This is a genomic window from Fimbriimonadia bacterium (genome assembly GCA_039961735.1).
Lineage (GTDB): Bacteria > Armatimonadota > Fimbriimonadia > Fimbriimonadales > JABRVX01 > JABRVX01.
In genome coordinates, this window is record JABRVX010000020.1 from 105418 (window position 1) to 125193 (window position 19776).

A 19776-nucleotide genomic window follows, 5' to 3' on the forward strand; every position below is an offset into this window, starting at 1 on the left:
GAATGAGGTCCTCTGCCGGACGCCGCTACCTGGTCCGCCCCGAGCGCTGCTGAAGCGCCGAGCGCACCATCACGAACTCGCCGATGTTCTCGGCGGTAATCATCCCCACCAGTTGCCCGCGGCTCAGCACCGGCAAAGAATGGCAGTCGGAGGCCTGGATGCGCTGAAACCCGACGTCCAGCATCTGCTCGGCGTCGAGCGCGTCGCAGGTACGCCGCATCGCGTTCGAGACTGGCTGGCTAGGGCCTCCGGTTGTCAGCGCGTTCACTAGGTCCTGCCGAGTCAGGACCCCGATCACTACACCGTTCTCCAAGACCGGGAAGTCCTGTTGGTAGCCCGCAAGGAGGGCATCTACGGCGGTCTGAAGAGGTGCGTTGGAGTCTAGCGTCTGGAACTGCGTCACCATCGCCTCCCGTACCGGCACGTTCTCGAAGGATGCGCGCATTACCGCCGCGGACGCCTCGCCCGCCGCTCCCAGGTACACGAACAGTGCGATGAAGATCAAAAACGGGTGGCCGATCCACAGCCCGATGAAGCCGAAAATGAATGCCATGCCTTGGCCGAGGCCCGCAGCAACCTGGGTCGCCTGAGCGTATGGCATGCGCATGGCGAGTAGAGCACGCAAGACCCTTCCGCCGTCCATCGGGAAGGCCGGCAGCATGTTGAACACCACCAGCCAGATGTTCACCACCATCAGCTTCGGGAGCAACCCGCCGCCAACGATCTGCACTCGCGAAAGATCCTTCAGCCCGTCGCTGATGGAAAGGGCGATGTACAGCGCGATCGCGATTACTACGTTTACGGCGGGACCCGCCAGCGCCACCCACAGTTCTTGCCGTGGGTCGTCCGGCATTCGCTCGAGCCGGGCCACGCCGCCGATGGGCAGGAGCGTTATGTCCCGTGTCTTGATGCCGTAGCGCTTAGCGGTCAGAGCGTGTCCGAACTCGTGCAGAACCACGCAGAGAAACAGCAGCAAGGTGAAGAGTACGCCGCCGAGCGCGGTAGCGAGGTTGTGCCCCTGCTCGAAGTGAACCCACAACACGAACCCGATGATGAGAAGGAACGTGGCGTGGATGTACACGGGGATACCCGAGATAGTCGCGATCCTCCAAGACCATTTCATGCTGCATTTCCTTTCAGCGTTGCGCGAGCCATGCTACCGATTCGTTACGTGATGAACCGTGCCTGCGACACGAAAGGCCCTGAGAAGCGATGCAATGGAGCGGGAGAAGGGAGTCGAACCCTCGACATTCAGCTTGGGAAGCTGACGTTCTACCGCTGAACTACTCCCGCTCAACGGCTGAAGTATAGCCCCGTCTGCACAGCGTGTCAAGGAACGGGTGTGCAGGAGGCTGATATCGGCGACTCCTATGTCTCCATCCGCCCTCGAGGCTGAGCCGGTATGAGCCTGAGGTGTCCGAAACCGCCATGGTGAGACCGTCATGCTGAGCCTGTCGAAGCATCGGATCATGTACCGCACCCTCTCGGTCTCCCTGGGCACGTTCGCCTCTCTTAGATGCATGCTTCGACAGGCTCAGCATGACGACAGCGATTGGGCTCGGAGGGTTACGACGGGCTCAGCATGACGGTTGCAACCGGCTCAGCCTCGAGGGCGGATGGAGATATGGGGATTTTTTCCGCCCGCCCATGGCACCCGGCCTCACGACAGGGCTTCCCTTGACCTGTGACCGTGTGGCGTGTCAGGCTATTCCTTAATATGAAGGACGAAGTTCTGCTGACCAAGGCGGGCCGCGACAGGCTGCTGCAAGAGCTGCAGGAACTGAAGGGCCCGAAGCGGACACAGGTGGGCGAGGCGCTGCGAGAGGCCCGCGCCCACGGAGACATCCGCGAGAACGCCGCGTACGAAGAGGTCAAATCGGTTCAGGCTCGGCTGGAAGGGCGGATCCGGGACCTCGAGTGGATCCTGGACCACGCCAAGATTGTCGAGCGCCCGGACGGCATGGGCGAGATGCTCCACATCGGCTCCCAGGCGACGCTGTACGACGTGGAACGAGGCGGCGAGTTCACCGTCACCCTGGTGGGCGCCTTCGAGGCCGACCCCGAGCACGGATTGGTCTCCATCGTGTCCCCGATGGGCAAAGCGCTCATCGGAAGGGTGGTCGGAGAGACGGTGGCGGTTCAGAGCCCACGTGGGGAAGCGCATTACCGCATCGTGTCTGTCGCTGAACCTGCGTAATATGCCTGCTTTTGGAACAAGATCGGTCCTGTTAAGATACAATAAATAGCCCATTGGGCATTCCGAAGGCGTATCGCGCCTCAAAGGCCCGGGCAATCAAGGAGGTTTCACCTATATGAGGCGAGGCTTTACACTCATCGAGCTGCTCGTCGTGATTGCAATCATCGCTATCCTCGCAGCCATTCTCTTCCCGGTTTTCGCCCAGGCGCGAAGCCAGGCCAAGAAGATCCAGTGCTCGAACAACTTCAACCAGGTCGGCAAAGGCGTCGAGATGTATAAGGGAGACAACGGCACGAAGTTCCCACCGACGAACCTCTACCCAGCCATCAACTATTACCCTGACAAGCCTTGGACGTGGACGATTCAGCCGTATTTGAAGAGCTGGAACATCTTGAGCTGCCCGGCTGACCCGAACCAGAGAGCGGACATTCTCGAACGCAACATCGTAACGGGCGCTCCTTGCGCGCCCAATGATACGAATTGCAAGTACTACGGCCGCGGTACGTTAGCAAATGTCGGCCTCAACATGCAGTACCTATCTCCGCTGTGGCGCGTAAACGGCGTTGACATGGCCGTGCCCATCAAGGATGGGCGTATCGAAGCGCGCGCCGCCATGATCATGGCTGTTGATAGCATCTGGGACCGAGATCCGAACAACGGCGCTCCAAAGGGGGGCGGTAACTGGGCGCTCGATCCACCCGCCAGGCTCACGACGGACGGCAAAGATACGATGGAGATCCCCACCGACGGCTCCGTACAGACGTTCTGGTGGTTCGAGGGCTGGAAGCCTAGTGATCCACTGGCATGGAATGTGTACGGCGGCTCCTGGCCGTGGCACGGTGACCTTGTCAACGTGATCTTCACCGACACCCACGTGAAGACGATGAAGATCCCGCAGATCGCCGCGGGGTGCGAGGTCAAGGACAAGTGGACCGGCCGTATCTTCGACCGAGATGCCTACCTGTGGGATAGGAAATAGGGATGAAGAAGAACGTCAGCCCTTGGTGGATCGTCGTCATCGCGGTGATCGTTCTCGGTGGCGTCTGGCTGATCGCCCAGAAGGTCGGGGCCGGTTCTGACCAACACTCGACCCAATCCGCGCTGGATGAGATGGCCAAGCAGAAGGCGCCGGGAGAGCACGAGCCGCTCCAAGAAGGCGGTGTCCTGCCGGGCTCTGGCATGGTCGCCCCGTCAGTCAAGGGTAGCCGGTAGCGACTGGACACAGTGTCTGTAGGCGGAGGATTCCGCGATGTGCAGCCCCTGCCCAAGCTCGGACCGAGCTTGGACAGGGTTGCCCATGATCAGGGCTGTCCGCCTACCAGCGTGACGGGCCCTGAGCTGAGAGGTTGATCAGAACTAGGCTCAGATCTGCGAGATCGATAGATCCGTCGCAGTTCACGTCACAGGCTAGGTGGTAGGATTCCCAGCTCGGGGGGCAAGAGCCCCGTACAGTAGAGCCGAGGTGCAGGAGCACAAGTGACACATCGCTGAGCGCCACTGAGGCGTCGAGGTCAACGTCTCCGCTCGCCACTGAGGAGGGGCCAAGTACGGTCTGCTGGTTCTCAGTCAACAAGACGCCCTGTCCTAGACAGGTGGGCACGAAGGGGTGCCCGAGGCCGCGAAGGTAAGTCTGCCCGTAGTCGTCCTGCCCGTCGGAGCAGGTCCACTTCGCCACGTGGTAATGCCGGGGGAAGATGTAGACGTCATAGGTTCCCGGTTGCAGGTGTCTCACATCGTATGAGAGGCGCGGTGCTGAGTCGTCGGGTGTAAGCGCCACGGTCTCAACAATGATGGGCCTAAGCTCGCCGGGTGCCGTGAGAACGATGTCCGCACTTAGCGACCAATATGTCCACCATAGCGACTCAGGCGTGATCTCCGGTACAAAGCCCGAGTCCTCACGGAAGTAATTGTCACGATTGTCTCCCGCCCAGCCGCTGATGCAGATGGAGCCGGTCAGGCGCCCCCCACCTAGTCCAGACTGCTGCGGAAGCTCGTACAGCGCAAACGAGGGCCGGTAGATGCTTGACCCAGGCAACTCGTTCCCGAACCACCCGCTGGAGAACCACCTGACTATGTTTGTCGAGTAGCTAGCCGCCGCGTACGCCCAGGTCTCGAAGTCTTCCCAATCCGAATCGTCGGTGAACCGGATGCCGAGGCTGCGGTTGCTCCCGCCAGGCGCACCAGTGCAAATGTTCAGTGGATCGTCCGTCCCGTGCACGGTCATCCAGTACGCTCCAGCGTCAAGGCTTATGCCTGAGCTCTGCTGCGTAAAGTCAACAACGAGGTAGAGCACAGATTGGTCCACGAACCACACTGCGTTTGGGCTGTAGTAGGTGGCCGTCCACACGGCGTCGCCGGATTCGTCGCGGGACGCAGACTCGATCAGCTGTCCAGGCACGCCGTCGTTGTCCGCGTAGATCCGTACGCTGACTGCATCAGGTGCCCCCGCTCGAACGGCAAGCTGCAATAGGTCAACGCGGGCGGACGAGCGCAGGACGAATCGCATGGCGTAACGTGAGTCCGCGGACGAAACAACGTACGGGACGATTGGGGTTAGGTCGGGGTCTGACGCGTCGGGTGGCGCATAGGGCCTCTGCACGGCGTTGGAGTCCCACGGAAGTGCGACTTCGGGGGCTCCCGATGAGAAGAGCAGGTGGTGCTTGGACGGATCATCAGATCTGCTTAGAACCACCATGCTAAGCATTGCGATCAGCATGTGAAGTTTCATCACGATCTCCTATCGAGATTCCTAACAACCCTGGCCCAATAGTTTGGGTACACGACGTGGCTAGAGGCCTCAGTCCCATTGAGTATACCTAAGCTGAGACTGGTATGCAAAGTTGGAAGGTCGCATTCCGAGCCGACGTGTAGGAGGGCTCCAACCCTTGGTGGATCGTCGTCATCGCGGTCATCGTTCTCGGCGGAGCCTGGCTCATAGCCCAGAAGGTGGGTATTGGAGGCGGACAGCACAAGACCGAGTCCACTCTCGATGAGCTGGCTAAGCAGAAGTCTCCGGTCGACGCTCCTCCTCTCGAGGAGGGGGGCGTCGTGCCGGGGTCTGGGATGCTGGCTCCTTCTTCGAAGGGTAGCCGGTAAGGGCTTCGAGGTACTTTCATCTCTGGCCGGGCGCCCCTCCCAGGGCGCCCGGTCTTCTATGTTTTCAATGCTTCGGTATCAGAGCGCAGCGGCGATGCCGAAGCACGGAAGCGGATGCTTTGGTGAAGATCAGGTACATCCTCGAGAATCCCGTCAGGCGTGGGCTGGTGGAACAGGAAACGGAGTATGGGTTCTCTAGCGCGAAGCTCCTCGTCGGGAGACTATGGGACGAGGAGGACGGCCTGACGCTGGATGCAGTGGCGAGGCTGGGCGATGGGTAACGGGACCAATTGGGCCTCGACGTTCGGCTGCCGGGTGGTCTGAGGGCGGTAGCCTTGAGGTAGTCGGCAGCCGCAACGTCTAGGCATGCGAAAAGCATGGAAAGCATAGAAGCATGGAAGGAGGAGTCTCCACTGCTCTTGCAGGGGAGACTTGTCGTTGCGCAGCCCCAGCCCATCGCCCGGCGCGTGCAATTCGCCTGCGCATACATCGTGCGGAATGGTAGCGGGGCCGTCAGGGTGTCGACGTCTACCAGCGGTGCGGGCCGGTTTGGGCGAAGTTGTTCAGGACAACGTTCAGGTCCGCAATGTCGATGACCCCGCTGTAATCGGCATCAATGCTGGAGTAGTAGCTGTTCCACCCTGAAGGCGGACAGCCCGAGTCCATCAGTACCGTGGCTCCGAAACGTAGCAGGGCGAAGCTGAGATCGGCCATGCCGACTTCGCAGTCCAGGTCGCCGTCGCCGTTAGCCATTGTGATCTGGCCCAGGTCGGTGTCCTGGCACGCTGCGATCTGGACGTTGGGGAGTGCCAGAGGAACGTGGCCGTGGCCCATCCCCCGGTAGGGTGTCTGCGTAAGGTTGTCGCACTTCCAGCGGCCGACCAAGTGGTGACGGGAGTAGATCCGAACCTCGTACTCGCCGACCGCCACCCGACCTGAGGACACGGGCATCTCGACTCCTGCTTTCCCGAGAGGTAGGCCCAACGCCAACGTGTCCACGATGAACGGACGGCCCGTCTCCGGTTCGCAGTACAGCACGTCAACGACCAGGTGCCAGTCTCGGTTGTAACGCAGCCCTTCCGGGGTGAGCGCTGGCGGGTCTTGGATCCCTGCCGAATCTTCGCGGAAATACCTGTTACGGTAGGGGTCAGCGGGCACCGCCCAACCGTCCACCACCAGCGACGCCTTGAGCAGGCCCCCCTGCATGAGGTCTTCGAGTGCGTAGGCAATGCGGTACTTGGATGTGTCAGGGAGTTCATTGGGCCTGACGCCCCCGGGTGTTAGTGCCGTCGAGTACCCAGGCATCTGCCACTGCGTGCCCGGCTCGGGCTGGTCCACCAGGGTCCACTGCTGTCCATTCCACATCCACGTGCCAGCTGTGGCCTTCGGTTGCCCGCCCGCAGACCCTGCATACAGCGCCAGCGGTGCATCGGCCCCCGCGACCGTCATCCAGTAAGTGCCGGGATCCAGAACGAGATCCGGGCTGAAGCTCAAGTCAACACCTACCATCGACTGAAGACGCAACTGGGCCCAGTAGTCGACGTTGTTTGCAGTGCGAGCCAGCCCGATCGCTGGGGAGGCCGCTCTTGACGAGCCTGGCACCTGCTGCGGTGACGGCGCGCCAGCCTGATCGTAGAAGACGCGTAGTTCGACCTGTGCCGGGAATCCATTGCCGTAGGCCAGGTCGGCATACACTCGGAGCTTGGTCAGGTGGTAGGCCGTGCCTGCTGGCGGCAGCGTGAACTGAAACGCAGCAGCCGGCAACTCCGCACCAGAGACGATGCGCGGCACGCCCACTTCGGGGTCTGACGGGTCCGGCGAGGGTCCTACCAGGGCAATGTCCGGTGGGCCGGACGACGCTACGACTCTCCCCCATGGGCAATCGTCGGCGTAAGCCGTGCAGACGACGCACAAGAGAGCTATGGGAAAGCAATTCCGCATGTAGTCCTACTTCCGTTCGATTATTGTACACGACACTAACATAAACTCATCAGTGCCGCCGTATCGTACCGTGCTCCTAGTGTATCATCTGTGGGTGAGAATTGGTCAAGATAGATAGTACGTTTACTTACTTAGTATGGCCAGACGAGTCGCTGGTGCCAGCAGCAGGACGTGCTGCGATAGAGGCGAAGCTCTCGTCTCGTGCTCAACCGCAGGTTGACTACGGAGCGGTTCTCCGTTGGAGGGCGTCAGAGGCCCGCCGCAGTGGGTGCTGCGTTCACCCTCGTCGAGCTCCTAGTGGTCGTAGCCGTGCTCGCCATCCTCGCCTCCATGCTGTTCCCTGTGTTCGGCCAGGCGAGGGAACAGGCCAAGCGTGCGCAGGACATCAGCAACCTCCGTCAGTGCGCCCACGCGATCTTCATGTACCGCGACGACAACGGCAACCGTTGCGTGCCCGTCAACTCGTGGGGATTCGGCTCTCCCTTCTTCGGCGCATGGCATGGGCCAGGAAGGAGCGAGCACGACATGCCCTGGCCGGAGAACGTCCAGCCGTACGCGAAGTCCTGGGGCGTCTTTCGCTGTCCTGCGGACCCTAACACCAACGACGAGATGCTGTCCCGGCACCCAACCACCGACGCCTACATTCCGCCGACAGAGACGGCGCTGCGCCACTGGGCGTGGGCCTGGCGCTCCAGCTACGGGCTCAACTACAACTGGCTCTCATACCCCGTGACCTTTGACCAAGCGGCAACCATGAAGAACGTGGCTTGGTCGTCTATAGGTTCTCCCGCAAGGACGATTCTGCTCGTGGACTCGATCGGAGGGCGCGAGGTCTCGGGACGACCGCGCGGTGGCGGTAGCTGGGCGGTGGATGCTCCTGCTGCTCTCCCCGACCTGCGGGCTTGGCTCGGTGGCTGGAGATGCTACTACCCGCCCAACAACGGCGACCCGAATAGCCCAGGCTGCAAGGCACTGTGGAACGCGTGGGGCGGCTGCTTCCCGTTCTTCAGCGGCGGCCAGGTGTTCAACCTGTCGTTCGCGGACGGACATGCGAGCGGTCAGAGGCTGGGGCAGCTCATCCGCGGCGTCAACCCATTCCAGAGGCATATCCTGGACCTAGACGAGTATCAGTGGGACACTATAAGGTAGAGGCGCAAGGATGAAGCAGAGTCTTGACCCGAAGGTTGTCGCGCTCATCATCATCGTAGTGGTTGTCGTAGCCGGCGTGATCGTGTGGAAGTACGCATCGCCTGCCGGCCCCGGCAGCGGGACGTACGAAGTGATCAAGGAGTCCGACATGCCGGCTCCTGGCGAGGGCGCCCTGCCGCCCTCGCCGATTCCCGGTACCGCCGGCGCACCCGGCGGCGGCCAAGCCAAAGGCGGTCAGTGAAAGAGTTAGCCCTCCCTCTCCTCCGGGAAGGGAGGGCTGATGGCTCTCGACAGCCGAAGCGGTATGCTACCGCGGCTGCAGCGAATCGAGCCGTTTTGCCATCTCTAGCACGGCGGATCGCTGCGTCTCGACGTTGGTGCTCACATCTATCCGGGTCTCTTCCACCTGCTTTTGCACTGCACGAATCCCGTCACCACCCACGCCACCGCCGGGAGCGAGTGTGCTCAGGATAGTCGCAGCTTCCGAAAGTCTCTCCTGTGCTTTGCCGAAGTTGCGCTCTTCGAGATCGGCCGCCGTTCGATACAGGAGCGATCGAGCCAGTGCCACGTCCCGCTGCTCAGTGACCTTAGCCAGGTTCTCCTGGGCCGCGTCCAACTGGGTGCGGAGGTCGCCCACTTGGCTACGGCCGTTCACAAAGCCGATCACGTATAGCACTATAGCGATTGCGATGCCCACCAACACCAAAATCAGCGTGCGACGCGACTTCGGCGCAATGTCCGGGCTCTGTTCCGCGCTCTTCTGCTCCATGCTTCACCTCCTCTACCAGTGAGAATACCCCTGACGGGCCTAACGAGGTAGAGTCTCCGCGCCGACGCGAGCAATCCACTCGCGGGTCCACTCCACGGCATCCAGGCCTAGATCACAGATGCAGGTGGCGAGAAACACTATGCCTTCGATGCGACCGGTCCGGAGCCATCGCATTCCCATCTCACACTGATGCTGCATGTGCTCGACCGGCATGGGTGTGTTGGTGCCGTAGTCCCACATGTAGCACCCTAACACCTTGCGCACTTTCGGCGCGAACGCTTCGAACCGCGCGAACGAGTCTGCCAGGGTTGTTAGGTCCTCCGCACGCCACGTCCAGAAGGTCGCAATATCGGCGTTTGCAAGGTGTGATAGTATAGGCTGATCGAGGTTCTGACGATACACTACCACCCACAGGTCCAGCGGTCTGCGTGTGCTTTGCAGACTGGAGCGAAAGCGAGATAGGTCATCGGCGCTGAAGCGTGCGAAGCTGCCATCCGGCTTCGGATCGAAGAACAGGTCGTCCATGATAGCGCCGACCACGTTGGGGTGCCTTTCACATAGGCTTACGACCTCGTCCAGATCGGTGTTAGTATCGTTGCGGGTGCTGCCCGCGTCGCCCACGATGGACCACACGACCCTGTCTAGGTGGTCGTACCTCTTCGCGACTGGTTCGAACGGCGGGGCAGGGTCTCCACCATATACTACCATTATGAGGTTAGGGACACCCATGTACTCGCATGCCTGCGCCGGGGTGATGGTGGACTCGCCGGGGAGACCCCATGCAGCGCCGTTGTGACTGCCCTCCCGGTGACCCCACAACCAGAGCCTGTCTCGAACGCACTGTCCTTGCATGGGAGCATTGTGGCCGATTCGGGAGCCGACCGAGGGGCCTACGGCTCCGTTCTCCTGTTACAGCCGTGGTGTTGGTGAGCGGCGGTCCTCCGTTCTACCTCTGCTCCTGCAGCAGAGGAGTTCGGGTTGTCGTTTGGGCTTCGCGAGCCTGTTCGCAATCTCTCAATGCTGAACCTGCCTGCAGCCAGATGCCGCTCCCGCTCTGACGCGGCCTTAGCCTAGCGCGAGCAGGCTCGCGAAGCCCCAGAGGTTCCACCCCTCCACGGTCCAGTCGCGGGAGCCCGGACAACCGCCTGGCTCGCCGGCGCCTATCGCGGCCAGGTGTTCGCCGGTGGTGCTTCCTAGTTGACCGCTGCCGGGGCGCTCGCCCTCTCCCGCTAGCAAACAAGGATGTGCGCTCGACCCGAAACCCCGCAGAAGACGCAGGGCCGCACCTCGGACCTCGACAATGAAGTGGCTGCCGGACTAGGGCTCGAACCTAGAACCTCCTGATCCAGAGTCAGGCGCTCTGCCAGTTGAGCTATCCGGCAGCGACGCTGCATCTTAGCATCCAGACCTCGGCGGGGTCAAGTTAGGTTCGAAATCGGCCATAACGACGCTTCAGACAGCCGGTGACAACGTGTCGAGGGGTCCGCGAAAGGACAAGCCGATGACCCACTTTCAGCATCTGATTCTGGCCGAATCCGCCGACGTGTTCCGACTACGTCGGCAACAGGCTTCGTGACGTTCCGCAAAGATGGTCGCTAGGTATCGCTACGCCACCGAAAAGTCGATGCGTTCGCTGGTATGTGGTACTTCAGGCCATTGGCGCGATACTGTTTCGGGCATTCCTCTCGGACCCGATAGACAATGGCATGATCGATACATCGGTAGGCTTCCTACACCATCACCTACGGGTGTTCTTCCGATGGGCCGTGGCCGAAGGGCTACTCGAAGCGGCCCCGACCGACCGGTCCGCTCCCCCTAAGGTTCTGAAGAAGCAGCTCTAGTAGATGCTCATAAACCCATTGTCGGAAGTGTCAGGGCCTCGGTGTTCGGCTTCCTTAAGGTATCGAAGCAGCCGCCAACTCCGTCACCTCTCTCGGAGAGGCGGTTCCAGTGACGCCACGTTTGCGGATGGTCACGCCAGCGCATAGGTTCGCCAACTCGGCCGCCTCTCGCGTGCCCGCCCCAACGCACAGCGCGCATAGCATGCCCGCAGCAGCCGCGTCTCCTGCGCCGACGGTGTCAATCTCCTCGGGAGCAGCGGGGGCTGGAACGAGGCCCTCCCCGTCCTCGCCGCAGAATGCGATGCCTTTCGCCCCGAGGGTTACGAAAGCCCGAGTCGCCCCACGTTCGCGCAGCGCCCGTGCCGCATCCACCGCGTTACCCGCGGTTACCTCGTGCCCGAGAGCGCTGGCAGCCTCCGATGCATTCGGCTTGACGCACATTCCCCGAAACTCCCCAATCCTCGACCTGCTATCCACCAGCACCGTGAGGGCAGGGAAGTCCCGCGCCAAATCCATCAGTCGCTCCCTCATCCACTCGGTCACTAACCCGAAAGCATGGGCACATTGGTCTGACACCATCACACCGCTCAATCGCGGTGCCTCTTTCGCGAGCGCACCGATCACCTTTCTCTGCAGTTTGAGCGAAGGTGGCTTGCGGTTTTGGATGTCGAGCCGCTCCATCTCGCGACCCGCCGCCATGGGCTTCATGTAGGTGGGTGTAAGCATTCCTTGTGACTTGATCACCGAACCCGTCTCAATGCCATGGTTCCGCAGTGTCCGCACGAGGTCGAAGCCCTCGCCGTCGCACCCGACGAAGCCCATTGCGTGCACCGCCCCCACTCCTAGCGCCTTAAGGTTGGATGCGACCGTGCCCGCCGCTCCCGGGGATTTCCGCACCTTCACAACCTGGTACGCCTCCAAGCCGGTTTCCAGCGAGCGTTCCGAAAGCGATGGGTCTATTTCGAGGTACTTGTCCAGGAAGAAGTCCCCTACCACGGCGATGGAGAGGGAAGGGAAGCGTTGCAGAAGCTCAGCCAGATGTTCGCGGGTCATGCTCCCTCAGCCTTAGCCAGAGCGTTCGGATGGTGTCCCGGTGGTCGCCCTGCACGTAGTAGCTGCGCCCTCCGTCCGCCACCGTCCGTACCAAGATGGTTTTCCAGGGACGGTAGTAGTAGCGCGCATCACTCCTGGGTGGTTCTTCGTGATAGTCTCCGGTGATCGGTAGCAGGTCGAACACCGCTGTGGTGAAGTTGGTGATCGTACGGCCCTCCTGCCGCGCTACGTTGCGCGCCATCGAGAGCGCCTTCAGATACACCTCTGGACCCATCACCGCCGAACCGAAGTTGAGGAATACCCCGCCTTCCAGGTTCTCGATGCTGTGTGCGTAGATGAGGAAGTCGCGATACGAGGTGAGGCCGGTCGCCGCCGCGTCGAAGTTGGGGTGCTCGTGTAGGATGTCGTAGCCGATGCCGACGTGCACGGTGACGGGCACTCGCAGCCGATACCCCATCGCGAAAATGCTGTCCTCGCGGTTGGGGTACTGCTCACGTTCGATTATCCGGCCGATGGCTTCACCCAGTCCGATGCCGTCGCGTGCGCCCTCCACCGCAGCATGGTTCAACTCGGCCGTTTCGCGCCACATACCGAACCGTCCCTGCTTGATGTAGAACGGCACGCTCTCTGAAGTTGCGCCGAAGCGGGACAGTTCGAAGTCGTGGATGGGCCCAGCGCCGTTGGTGGCCACGTGGGTCACGTATCCCTGTCGCATCAGGTCAATCACGAACCGGCACAGGCCCGACTTCACTACGTGCGCACCCATTGAGAACAGCACCGTCGCGCCCCGCTCGCGAGCACGCAGAATGTCGCGGGCGATGGTGCATATGTCGGGGTTCGACATCGGCTCGAAGGGCTCGTCGAGTCGCGGCATCTCGTCCAGCCGGTGCAGGTTCTCGCGATTGGCGAACGGCTCGATGTGTAGGCGGCTGACGTCGAACATGGGATATGGCATCTCTCTCAGGTTAGGTGTGCGAGTCCGATCTCCTGTTCACTGCCCGGTATACTCAGCCTATGCGTTGGGTGTGGATTGGGTTCATTGTCGCGGTTGTTGCGCTCCTCGTGGGGTGCGGGGGTTCGAAGTACGCGCAAACCGAGCTGGATGCTGCGCGCAACTTCATCCAGGCGACCAAGACGGAAAAGAGCGAGGGCGAGGTGATCGAGATGGCCCGGTCTGCACTGAAGGATGCGGGCGCGCGGGTGAGTGTGGAGAACGTGAAACAGGTGTTGGAGGGCGCGCACCTGACCGACCCCTCGAAGGGTATTCAGAACATCCCGGACATCGCCCGCCAAGTCGCCGCGTACGAAAAAGGCGAGCTGGCGGAGTAGCCTCTGCATCCTTGGGGTGGGTGGCCTGCCTCGCGGTTCTTCAATGAGAAGAATACGAAAAAGAGCGCGCCGCCCCGACTGCGTGCTGCTGGGAGGCTCCTGCGGGGGAGGCTGAGAGAGAACAAGGAGCTCGTTGCAGGACCGGGATTCAGCTTACAGCTATTTGCCATACCCTGGCGCACGAACTGAGCCCAGGGAGATAGCACCGGGGTGCCGGACCTTCCGCCGCCCATTGCATCTGGTTCGCCTCTGCCCGAAAGTCGCGGGCCCTGAGAACCGATATTAATGCCGTGGGCCCTGGCATTCCGAATCGAATAGCCCCTGTACGGCACTGGGTGGAGGATGGGACCTAGCGAGGGCTGGGCGCGAGTCGCGCTCGTCACCGGCCCTGACTGGACCCATGCGCCGTCAGTCGCTGACGCGCTGCGAACGGCTGGGCTGGTGTTTCGCAAGTACTCCGCGGACCAGATCGAGGCCGCGTGCTCCTATGCACAGATACTGATCGTGCCCCCGCTGCCCGACACTCCGGAGGCTGCAACGCTCCTTGCCCGCCATGTCGAAGAGGGCGGCTCCCTCATCTGCATCGGTGACACCTGCGGGCTGAACGCCTATCTCGGTGTACGCTCTCCAAGCGAGAACTGCGAGTTCGGCGAAGGCTACCTGGCTCCGGTCAGCGAACACTTCCTGCTGGGTGACGAGACCGTTCCCATCCACTGCATCGGTGGGCAGTGCGTGGTGGCTGACGGCACCATGACCCTTGCCCAACTCCTGGACCGCCACGGAAAGCCGACGGGCCTGTGCGGCCTCTCGGTGCAGGAACACGGCTCGTCCACGGCCATCTATATCGCCCCAGACCTCGGCTTGACGGCGGTTAGACTGAGGCAGGGCAGCTACGTGGAGATGGATGGGATACCCGCGTCCGACGGCACCGCGAAGATTCGCGACGGCATCTTGCGTAGCGAGGACGGCTCGGTGCTCGATTGGGACTTCGACCGCTCCACCGACCTAGCGGGCGAGCCGCCGGCTTTCTTGCTTCCGGCGGTGGATCGGTTGGTAGGGATAGTAGTGCGTGCGGCCGCGTACGCCGCAGAGCGGATGAGCCTACCGCTTCTTCTTCTCTGGCCGCATCCGAACGGTGCGGTAGCAACGGGCATGGTGTCCTTCGGCACCGACGGCACCGACGTGCAGAACGTGCAGACCATCCTGCATCAGGCCACCCTGGTCGGTCTTCGCGCGACATGGTGCCTGCGCAGCCCCGGCTTCAGCCTGGACGTGGCGAAGGCGCTGCGCACCCGGGACCACGAGGTGGCGCTGCAATTCGAAGTGAACGAGCCCGAAGACTGGGCGTCAGACAGGCTGAGCTTCCAGCAGACGCGTATGAGTCGCTCATTGGGAACGCGACAGCTACTGTCCACAAGCATTCAGGATGGAAGGTGGCATGGGCGCAACGAGTTCTGGGAATGGTGTGCTCGGGTGGGCATCGAGGCGGAAATCGGGCGAATGCCACGACAGCCGGGAAACGTCGGGTCCATATTTGGAACCTGTCGGCCCTTCCGACCTGCGCGGCGAGACGGGTCGCTGCTGCCCGTGCTCAGCATTCCGTGCCTTGCCGCGGACATAGGCAAGGGTGTCTCATCGGCACGCGCCCTCGAGATTCTGGAGCACGCGGTAAGATCGCATGGGGTCGTTCACTTCTTCTTCGAGACGCGCTCCTTCGAAGAAAAGACGGTGTCCGAGGCGTTCCGCAACTTTATGGCGCACGCACGTCCAAGAGGGATCGAGTGGGCCACCGCCGAGGAGATAGTGCAGAGAATGAAGGCCGTGCGAACCATGCGAGTGGATCTGAGTTTCGCCGACGAGGGGCTTGCCGTGGTGTTGCACCCCGAGTACGAGATGCCGGAAGCGGCGTTGTGCATTACCGGAGACACGATAGTGGGTGCTACGGCGCTGCAGAAGAGGTTGCGAGTGACTCGAGTGGTTAGGTATGGGATTCCGTGCTGCTCGGTCACCGTAGATTTGAACGCTCAGTGCCCAACCTATGTCACCCTCGAACGCACCGCCCCAGCCGAGATGACGAGCTAGTCGGCGAGCACCCTATCGTCCCCGACACGGCGGGTAAAGTGGATCGAATCGAGGTACTCCACCAGCGGCACAGCGTACTTGCGAGACGTCTGTGTTAGGTCCCTGAACGCTGCAACGGTCAGTCCGCCCGTGCAGCCGACCTTCTCACGTACCAGTCGCTTGATCTCCTCTACCGTCTCCACCGGGTAGTACAGATCATCGCTTACCTTCACCACCCGACCAAGATTGCGTGCGAGGCGCAGTACCTCGTTGATCGCAGGTTCGGGCAGTCCTGCAACACGCGGGAGTTCACTGACCGTCGGCACGCGAAAGCTTGCGTCCAGCAGCAGTTTCACCACGCGGTCCACCAGAGCCTGCTGTTTTTCCGAGACCTGCACGTGGAAGTCGGCGAGTCTAACGCCCGCGCCGCTACTAACGACCAGACCATCGTCCGAGAGCCGAGCCAGCGCTGCGTCCAGAGCCTTGGGGTCGTCTTGTATCGGCGTCGCGGCGGCCCATGTCGCTTTCGGCATCATCGGCGTAGTCGTGTGACTCGCATGGTAAGTGCGAATCGGCCGCACAAGGGCCTCCTTCAACGCCTCCCAGCCTCGTAGTGTTAGTATCCGCTCGCCTAGCGTGATCACCCGCCCGGACGCACCCAGTCGTTCTACGATGTCGCGGGCTTCGGCGGGCTGCAGGCCACACAGACGCCCAATCTGCACGAAATCCAGCCCGGATGCGCTCGAGTCGAGTGCTGCCAGTACTGCTTCTTCCGGCGATGCAGACAACGCGTCTGCAAACGCCTCCGACTCGATCTGTGCCCGCTTGCGTCTAGGTGCGATTGGTAGTACGATCTGCCCTCCGCCGATGGTGATCCCAGGCGAATAGCGACGTAACACGAACCGGTCCCCTTTCGCACATGCGATCGGCGACTCGCATCGCAGTTGCACGGCGCCAGTCTCGCCGCTCCCGATCTCGTCCATTGATGATCCCAGTGCGACCCGCGCGATCACCTCCGCCGTGCCGATGTGCAGGCGAACGCGTACCCCATGCTTGAGTGGCGGGGCGTCGCGCAGCAACGTGATCAAGGCGTCGCAGCAGAGTGTCTCCTCGCACGCGCCACGCGCGGACAACATTTGACCCCTATGCAACTTCTCCTTCGCCACGCCGGTCAGGTTCGCGGCCACCCTCTGACCTGCGACTGCTCGGGAGACTTTCTTTCCATGCACCTGCAATCCGCGTATGCGGCAATCCAGCGAGCCGGGGACTAACACATAGCTGGCACCCTCTGCCAACGTTCCAGCTACCAGCGTACCTGTCACCACCGTTCCGAATCCTGTCATGGTGAACACACGATCCACTGGCATGCGCGCCGGTGCGCCCGTGTCTCTGGCCGGCATGCGCTCCAATGCAGAGTCCAGCGTCTCGCGCAGTTCGTCCAAGCCGCTTCCCGTGACGGCAGACGTCTCCACGATTGTCGGTTCAGGCAGCTTGCGTTCCTCGAGCAGCGTACGAACATCCTCGGCGGCTAGCGCTCGCATCTCCCCATCCGCCAGGTCGCACTTGGTCAGCGCCACGACCACTCCGTGCACGTCGAGCAAACTGAGAATGTCGAGGTGCTCTCGTGTCTGTGGCATCACACCCTCGTCCGCAGCAACCACTAACAGTGCGAGGTCCACACCGCCCGCGCCTGCCAGCATGTTCTTCAGGAATCTCTCGTGCCCAGGCACGTCCACGATGCCCACACGTCCGGAGCGCGGAAGATCCAACCACGCGAAGCCGAGATCGATTGTCATGCCACGCTGCTGCTCTTCACGCAGACGGTCGGGGTCGATGCCTGTTAGAGCTTTGATCAGTGTGGACTTGCCATGATCCACATGCCCCGCCGTGCCGATGATGAGCGGCTTCATGGCACTCAGCCCTCCTTCAGCGATTCGATCCCTGGAATGGGCACCTCTTCGAAGTTGCCGTCAATGCATACTTGGGCCGTGAAGCCTTCTTTGGAGGCTGCGGCTCCCCACTCACCCTCTTTGCTCACGGCGAACACGGCGCTGCAGCGAGCGGTGGTGTTGGGTCTTCGCCTCACCATCTCCGCGATGGCCACGCGGCACGACTGCATGGGTGATAGGCCTGCACGCATGCCATCCACCGCGCGGTAGCTCAGCAAGAAGCGCCAGATGTCTTCGCCGACACCCGTCGCGCCCGCGCCACCCACCTCATCGTCCGCATAGAGTCCGGCTCCGAAGATAGCAGAGTCGCCCACGCGACCAGGCATCTTCCATGCCAGGCCGCTGGTGGTGCACCCTGCTACTACGTGCTTGCCGTCGGTTCCGACGCAAGTGCACGTGTCGTGCGTGTCGTGCGCGGTCATGGGCATGGTCTGCTTCATCTGCCACTCCTGGTACCGTTCTAGTGCCTGGGTGGTGAGTAGCTGCCGCACCTCGAATCCGTGACGGATGGCGAACTTCTGCGCGTTCTCTCCCACCAGCATCACGTGAGGAGTCTCCTCCAGCACCCTGCGTGCGAGGCTGATGACGGGCACGATCCCTTGCACCCCGGCCACTCCGCCGCACCTCAGGGTCTCGCCATCCATCAAGCCCGCGTCCAGCTCCACCACACCCTCGGAGTTGGGCATTCCGCCATAGCCCACCGAGGTGACCGAGGGGTCCAACTCGACCTGGGCAAGTCCGTGCTCGACCGCGGTGAGAAGGTCGGCATGTCGCTCCCACACGCTCCATGCCTCGTTCACGCAAATCCGACCGAAAGACCAAGTGGAGACGAAAACCGTTGGCATACGCGTATCGTACCCTTCGCCGTCCGAGGTTCCTACAGGGTACGGATTGGGATGCGTCGTTTGCGCTTCGCGGATTCGATGGCGGCGAACACCATGGCGAGCGACGCGATGTTGTCGTGGCATTCCGTCTGGGGCGGCGTTCCTTTTCGCTGGTAGGTCAGCATCTCGTTCAGCGCCCCATGGAACCCTTGGTACTTCACGGCCACCTTCGGTGCCCGCACGGCCTTGCGCTTGCGCTCGAAGCCGGAGCCGGGGAGCGCAATCTCGCCCGCCGGGTCCGCGTTCGCTTCGTATAGCATCGTGCCTTTCGTGCCGATAACCCGCCAGTCGCCGTTCCAACTCGTCGGGCAACCTTCCGCGCACCAACTGCCGCGATAGGTGAACACGATGCCGTTTGTCATCTCGAACACGCAGGTCGCTGCGACGTCCCCTTTGTACCACGAGCCCTTCGGGTTGAATTCGTGGGCGTACACCGCCACGGGGTCGGCGCCGGTGAAGAATCGCGCCAGATCGAACTGGTGAATGGCCATGTCCAGGATGAGTGGGCTCTGCATCTGCTCACGGAAGCCGCCGAAATGCGCACCCATGTAGAAGTCGCAGTTGATGGTGGTCACGTCGCCGATCAGGCCGCGGCGCAGCCCTTCGCGAAGAGACGCGTGACGCGAGTCCCATCGCCGGGTTTGCGCCACCATGTACAGCCGGCCGGTCTGCTCCGAGGTGCGAACCATCCTTCGCGCTTCGGACATCGAGGCTGCCATCGGCTTCTCGCCCAGCACGTGGCAGCCGGCTCTAAGCGACGTGGTGGTAACTCCGGCATGTGCATCTGGAGTGGTCAGGTCCAAGACGAACGTGGGCTGGTGCTTCCGCAACGTCGCCTTCAGGTCCGTCGAGACCTCCGCGCCAAGCCCGTAGCGCTTCACCGCCTTCTGGGCAACCTTCGGATCCAGCTCCACGACCGCTCGTACGTCTACGCCTTCTTCGATGAGCCGCGGGAACCACGCGCCCGAGATGCCTCCCGCTCCAACGACGACAACCGTTTCCTTGGCCACTGTCCTCCTCCTTCTTCCTGCCTGCCGACACGCGGATTCTACCGACAGACCCCTTTGTCCCCTGTCCTCCGTGGTGACGGCACTTATCTACAGCAGGGTTGCTCGACTGGGATGATGCAGAGGAAGCGGAAGGGGGAGGTACCCGTGTTCTCGAAGCTGTGTGGCTCGCCACCGGGCACCAGCACCGCGTCGCCTTCCTTCACGGCGACGGGGCCGGTGTCCGTGTGCACCTCTCCCGTGCCCGAGAGAATGTATACCTCGTGCTCCCACGCATGGCTGTGATGCATGGTGTGCCCTCCAGGGCGTATCTCGAAGAGGCGCATGGCGAAGTTCGGTGCGCCTTCACGCTGCGTGAGCAATTCCTTGATGTACGCGCCGCTCGCTCCTTCATAGGTTACTTCCTCGAACGGCAGTTGCTCGGACTGCACTACTACCATCTCTTTCCCCTCTTCTGTGTCATCGTATTATCGCATATGCCTCCGCTGCTCTGCAGTGGA

Annotated in this window: 19 protein-coding genes and 2 tRNA genes; 8 read left to right on the forward strand and 13 right to left on the reverse strand. The window is 62.0% G+C overall.

Annotation, left to right across the window (positions count from 1 at the left end):
* Positions 1 to 25: 25 nt before the first annotated feature.
* Together HRF45_07095 and HRF45_07100 are read right to left on the reverse strand one after the other, a co-directional pair.
* Entirely contained in the window at positions 26 to 1123 is a 1098-nt protein-coding gene (locus tag HRF45_07095; GenBank protein ID MEP0766289.1) for a site-2 protease family protein, read from the reverse strand.
* A gap of 95 nt (positions 1124 to 1218) precedes the next feature.
* A tRNA-Gly gene (locus tag HRF45_07100) sits at positions 1219 to 1293 on the reverse strand.
* A gap of 424 nt (positions 1294 to 1717) precedes the next feature.
* Here HRF45_07100 and HRF45_07105 point away from each other — a divergent pair.
* From HRF45_07105 to HRF45_07115, 3 genes are all read left to right on the forward strand, one after another.
* Entirely contained in the window at positions 1718 to 2197 is a 480-nt protein-coding gene (locus HRF45_07105) for a transcription elongation factor GreA (protein ID MEP0766290.1), read from the forward strand.
* Positions 2198 to 2312: 115 nt separating this feature from the next.
* Positions 2313 to 3176: a prepilin-type N-terminal cleavage/methylation domain-containing protein gene (locus tag HRF45_07110; protein ID MEP0766291.1), complete on the forward strand. Its 864-nt coding sequence runs from the start codon at positions 2313 to 2315 to the stop codon at positions 3174 to 3176.
* 2 nt (positions 3177 to 3178) lie between these two features.
* On the forward strand, positions 3179 to 3409 hold the full coding sequence (locus tag HRF45_07115) for a hypothetical protein (GenBank protein MEP0766292.1): 231 nt from the start codon (positions 3179 to 3181) through the stop codon (positions 3407 to 3409).
* 103 nt (positions 3410 to 3512) lie between these two features.
* Here the strand turns inward: HRF45_07115 and HRF45_07120 are convergent, their stop codons facing one another.
* Entirely contained in the window at positions 3513 to 4925 is a 1413-nt protein-coding gene (locus HRF45_07120; GenBank protein MEP0766293.1) for a hypothetical protein, read from the reverse strand.
* 490 nt (positions 4926 to 5415) lie between these two features.
* On the opposite strand from HRF45_07120, the gene HRF45_07125 reads away from it, so the two are divergent.
* A complete protein-coding gene (locus tag HRF45_07125; GenBank protein MEP0766294.1) occupies positions 5416 to 5574 on the forward strand; it encodes a hypothetical protein in 159 nt (52 codons plus the stop codon).
* Positions 5575 to 5821: 247 nt separating this feature from the next.
* Here HRF45_07125 and HRF45_07130 read toward each other — a convergent pair whose 3' ends face one another.
* Positions 5822 to 7234, reverse strand: coding sequence for a hypothetical protein (locus tag HRF45_07130; protein MEP0766295.1), 1413 nt, complete (start codon positions 7232 to 7234; stop codon positions 5822 to 5824).
* Between the two features lie 264 nt (positions 7235 to 7498).
* On the opposite strand from HRF45_07130, the gene HRF45_07135 reads away from it, so the two are divergent.
* Both HRF45_07135 and HRF45_07140 read left to right on the forward strand, forming a co-directional pair.
* Complete coding sequence (locus HRF45_07135; protein ID MEP0766296.1) at positions 7499 to 8383, forward strand: prepilin-type N-terminal cleavage/methylation domain-containing protein; 885 nt, start codon at positions 7499 to 7501, stop codon at positions 8381 to 8383.
* Positions 8384 to 8393: 10 nt separating this feature from the next.
* Positions 8394 to 8624, forward strand: a complete 231-nt coding sequence (locus tag HRF45_07140; protein MEP0766297.1) for a hypothetical protein — start codon at positions 8394 to 8396, stop codon at positions 8622 to 8624.
* A 66-nt stretch (positions 8625 to 8690) separates the two neighbouring features.
* Here the strand turns inward: HRF45_07140 and HRF45_07145 are convergent, their stop codons facing one another.
* The 5 genes from HRF45_07145 to HRF45_07165 form a co-directional block, all read right to left on the reverse strand.
* Positions 8691 to 9152, reverse strand: a complete 462-nt coding sequence (locus HRF45_07145) for a hypothetical protein (protein ID MEP0766298.1) — start codon at positions 9150 to 9152, stop codon at positions 8691 to 8693.
* A gap of 39 nt (positions 9153 to 9191) precedes the next feature.
* Positions 9192 to 10004 carry a hypothetical protein gene (locus HRF45_07150; GenBank protein MEP0766299.1) on the reverse strand — a complete coding sequence of 271 codons (813 nt, stop codon included), beginning with the start codon at positions 10002 to 10004 and terminating at the stop codon, positions 9192 to 9194.
* A 454-nt stretch (positions 10005 to 10458) separates the two neighbouring features.
* Positions 10459 to 10534 (reverse strand) — tRNA-Gln (locus tag HRF45_07155).
* Positions 10535 to 11047: 513 nt separating this feature from the next.
* Positions 11048 to 12046, reverse strand: a complete 999-nt coding sequence (locus tag HRF45_07160; GenBank protein MEP0766300.1) for a carbohydrate kinase — start codon at positions 12044 to 12046, stop codon at positions 11048 to 11050.
* A complete protein-coding gene (locus tag HRF45_07165; GenBank protein ID MEP0766301.1) occupies positions 12024 to 13001 on the reverse strand; it encodes a hypothetical protein in 978 nt (325 codons plus the stop codon). Before HRF45_07165 ends, HRF45_07160 begins: the two co-directional genes overlap by 23 nt.
* 59 nt (positions 13002 to 13060) lie before the next feature.
* On the opposite strand from HRF45_07165, the gene HRF45_07170 reads away from it, so the two are divergent.
* Together HRF45_07170 and HRF45_07175 are read left to right on the forward strand one after the other, a co-directional pair.
* Positions 13061 to 13375, forward strand: coding sequence for a hypothetical protein (locus tag HRF45_07170; GenBank protein MEP0766302.1), 315 nt, complete (start codon positions 13061 to 13063; stop codon positions 13373 to 13375).
* Between the two features lie 342 nt (positions 13376 to 13717).
* The gene (locus tag HRF45_07175) at positions 13718 to 15457 is read left to right on the forward strand and encodes a hypothetical protein (GenBank protein MEP0766303.1); all 1740 of its coding nucleotides are present in this window, start codon (positions 13718 to 13720) and stop codon (positions 15455 to 15457) included.
* Here the strand turns inward: HRF45_07175 and selB are convergent.
* The 4 genes from selB to HRF45_07195 form a co-directional block, all read right to left on the reverse strand.
* The gene (gene selB, locus HRF45_07180; GenBank protein MEP0766304.1) at positions 15454 to 17346 is read right to left on the reverse strand and encodes a selenocysteine-specific translation elongation factor; all 1893 of its coding nucleotides are present in this window, start codon (positions 17344 to 17346) and stop codon (positions 15454 to 15456) included. The genes HRF45_07175 and selB overlap by 4 nt on opposite strands.
* Before the next feature lie 5 nt (positions 17347 to 17351).
* Positions 17352 to 18230 carry a N(4)-(beta-N-acetylglucosaminyl)-L-asparaginase gene (locus tag HRF45_07185; protein ID MEP0766305.1) on the reverse strand — a complete coding sequence of 293 codons (879 nt, stop codon included), beginning with the start codon at positions 18228 to 18230 and terminating at the stop codon, positions 17352 to 17354.
* A 32-nt stretch (positions 18231 to 18262) separates the two neighbouring features.
* On the reverse strand, positions 18263 to 19279 hold the full coding sequence (locus HRF45_07190) for a Gfo/Idh/MocA family oxidoreductase (protein ID MEP0766306.1): 1017 nt from the start codon (positions 19277 to 19279) through the stop codon (positions 18263 to 18265).
* Positions 19280 to 19362: 83 nt separating this feature from the next.
* Entirely contained in the window at positions 19363 to 19716 is a 354-nt protein-coding gene (locus HRF45_07195) for a cupin domain-containing protein (protein MEP0766307.1), read from the reverse strand.
* Between the last annotated feature and the right edge of the window lie 60 nt (positions 19717 to 19776).

What these genes read in the sequence shown, in the direction of transcription:
- HRF45_07095 (MEP0766289.1), bottom strand. Translation starts at nt 1,123, where the DNA reads ATGAAATGGTCTTGGAGGATCGCGACTATCTCGGGTATCCCCGTGTAC.
- HRF45_07105 (MEP0766290.1), top strand. Translation starts at nt 1,718, where the DNA reads ATGAAGGACGAAGTTCTGCTGACCAAGGCGGGCCGCGACAGGCTGCTG.
- HRF45_07110 (MEP0766291.1), top strand. Translation starts at nt 2,313, where the DNA reads ATGAGGCGAGGCTTTACACTCATCGAGCTGCTCGTCGTGATTGCAATC.
- HRF45_07115 (MEP0766292.1), top strand. Translation starts at nt 3,179, where the DNA reads ATGAAGAAGAACGTCAGCCCTTGGTGGATCGTCGTCATCGCGGTGATC.
- HRF45_07120 (MEP0766293.1), bottom strand. Translation starts at nt 4,925, where the DNA reads ATGAAACTTCACATGCTGATCGCAATGCTTAGCATGGTGGTTCTAAGC.
- HRF45_07130 (MEP0766295.1), bottom strand. Translation starts at nt 7,234, where the DNA reads ATGCGGAATTGCTTTCCCATAGCTCTCTTGTGCGTCGTCTGCACGGCT.
- HRF45_07140 (MEP0766297.1), top strand. Translation starts at nt 8,394, where the DNA reads ATGAAGCAGAGTCTTGACCCGAAGGTTGTCGCGCTCATCATCATCGTA.
- HRF45_07145 (MEP0766298.1), bottom strand. Translation starts at nt 9,152, where the DNA reads ATGGAGCAGAAGAGCGCGGAACAGAGCCCGGACATTGCGCCGAAGTCG.
- HRF45_07150 (MEP0766299.1), bottom strand. Translation starts at nt 10,004, where the DNA reads ATGCAAGGACAGTGCGTTCGAGACAGGCTCTGGTTGTGGGGTCACCGG.
- HRF45_07160 (MEP0766300.1), bottom strand. Translation starts at nt 12,046, where the DNA reads ATGACCCGCGAACATCTGGCTGAGCTTCTGCAACGCTTCCCTTCCCTC.
- HRF45_07165 (MEP0766301.1), bottom strand. Translation starts at nt 13,001, where the DNA reads ATGCCATATCCCATGTTCGACGTCAGCCGCCTACACATCGAGCCGTTC.
- HRF45_07170 (MEP0766302.1), top strand. Translation starts at nt 13,061, where the DNA reads ATGCGTTGGGTGTGGATTGGGTTCATTGTCGCGGTTGTTGCGCTCCTC.
- HRF45_07175 (MEP0766303.1), top strand. Translation starts at nt 13,718, where the DNA reads ATGGGACCTAGCGAGGGCTGGGCGCGAGTCGCGCTCGTCACCGGCCCT.
- selB (MEP0766304.1), bottom strand. Translation starts at nt 17,346, where the DNA reads ATGAAGCCGCTCATCATCGGCACGGCGGGGCATGTGGATCATGGCAAG.
- HRF45_07185 (MEP0766305.1), bottom strand. Translation starts at nt 18,230, where the DNA reads ATGCCAACGGTTTTCGTCTCCACTTGGTCTTTCGGTCGGATTTGCGTG.
- HRF45_07195 (MEP0766307.1), bottom strand. Translation starts at nt 19,716, where the DNA reads ATGGTAGTAGTGCAGTCCGAGCAACTGCCGTTCGAGGAAGTAACCTAT.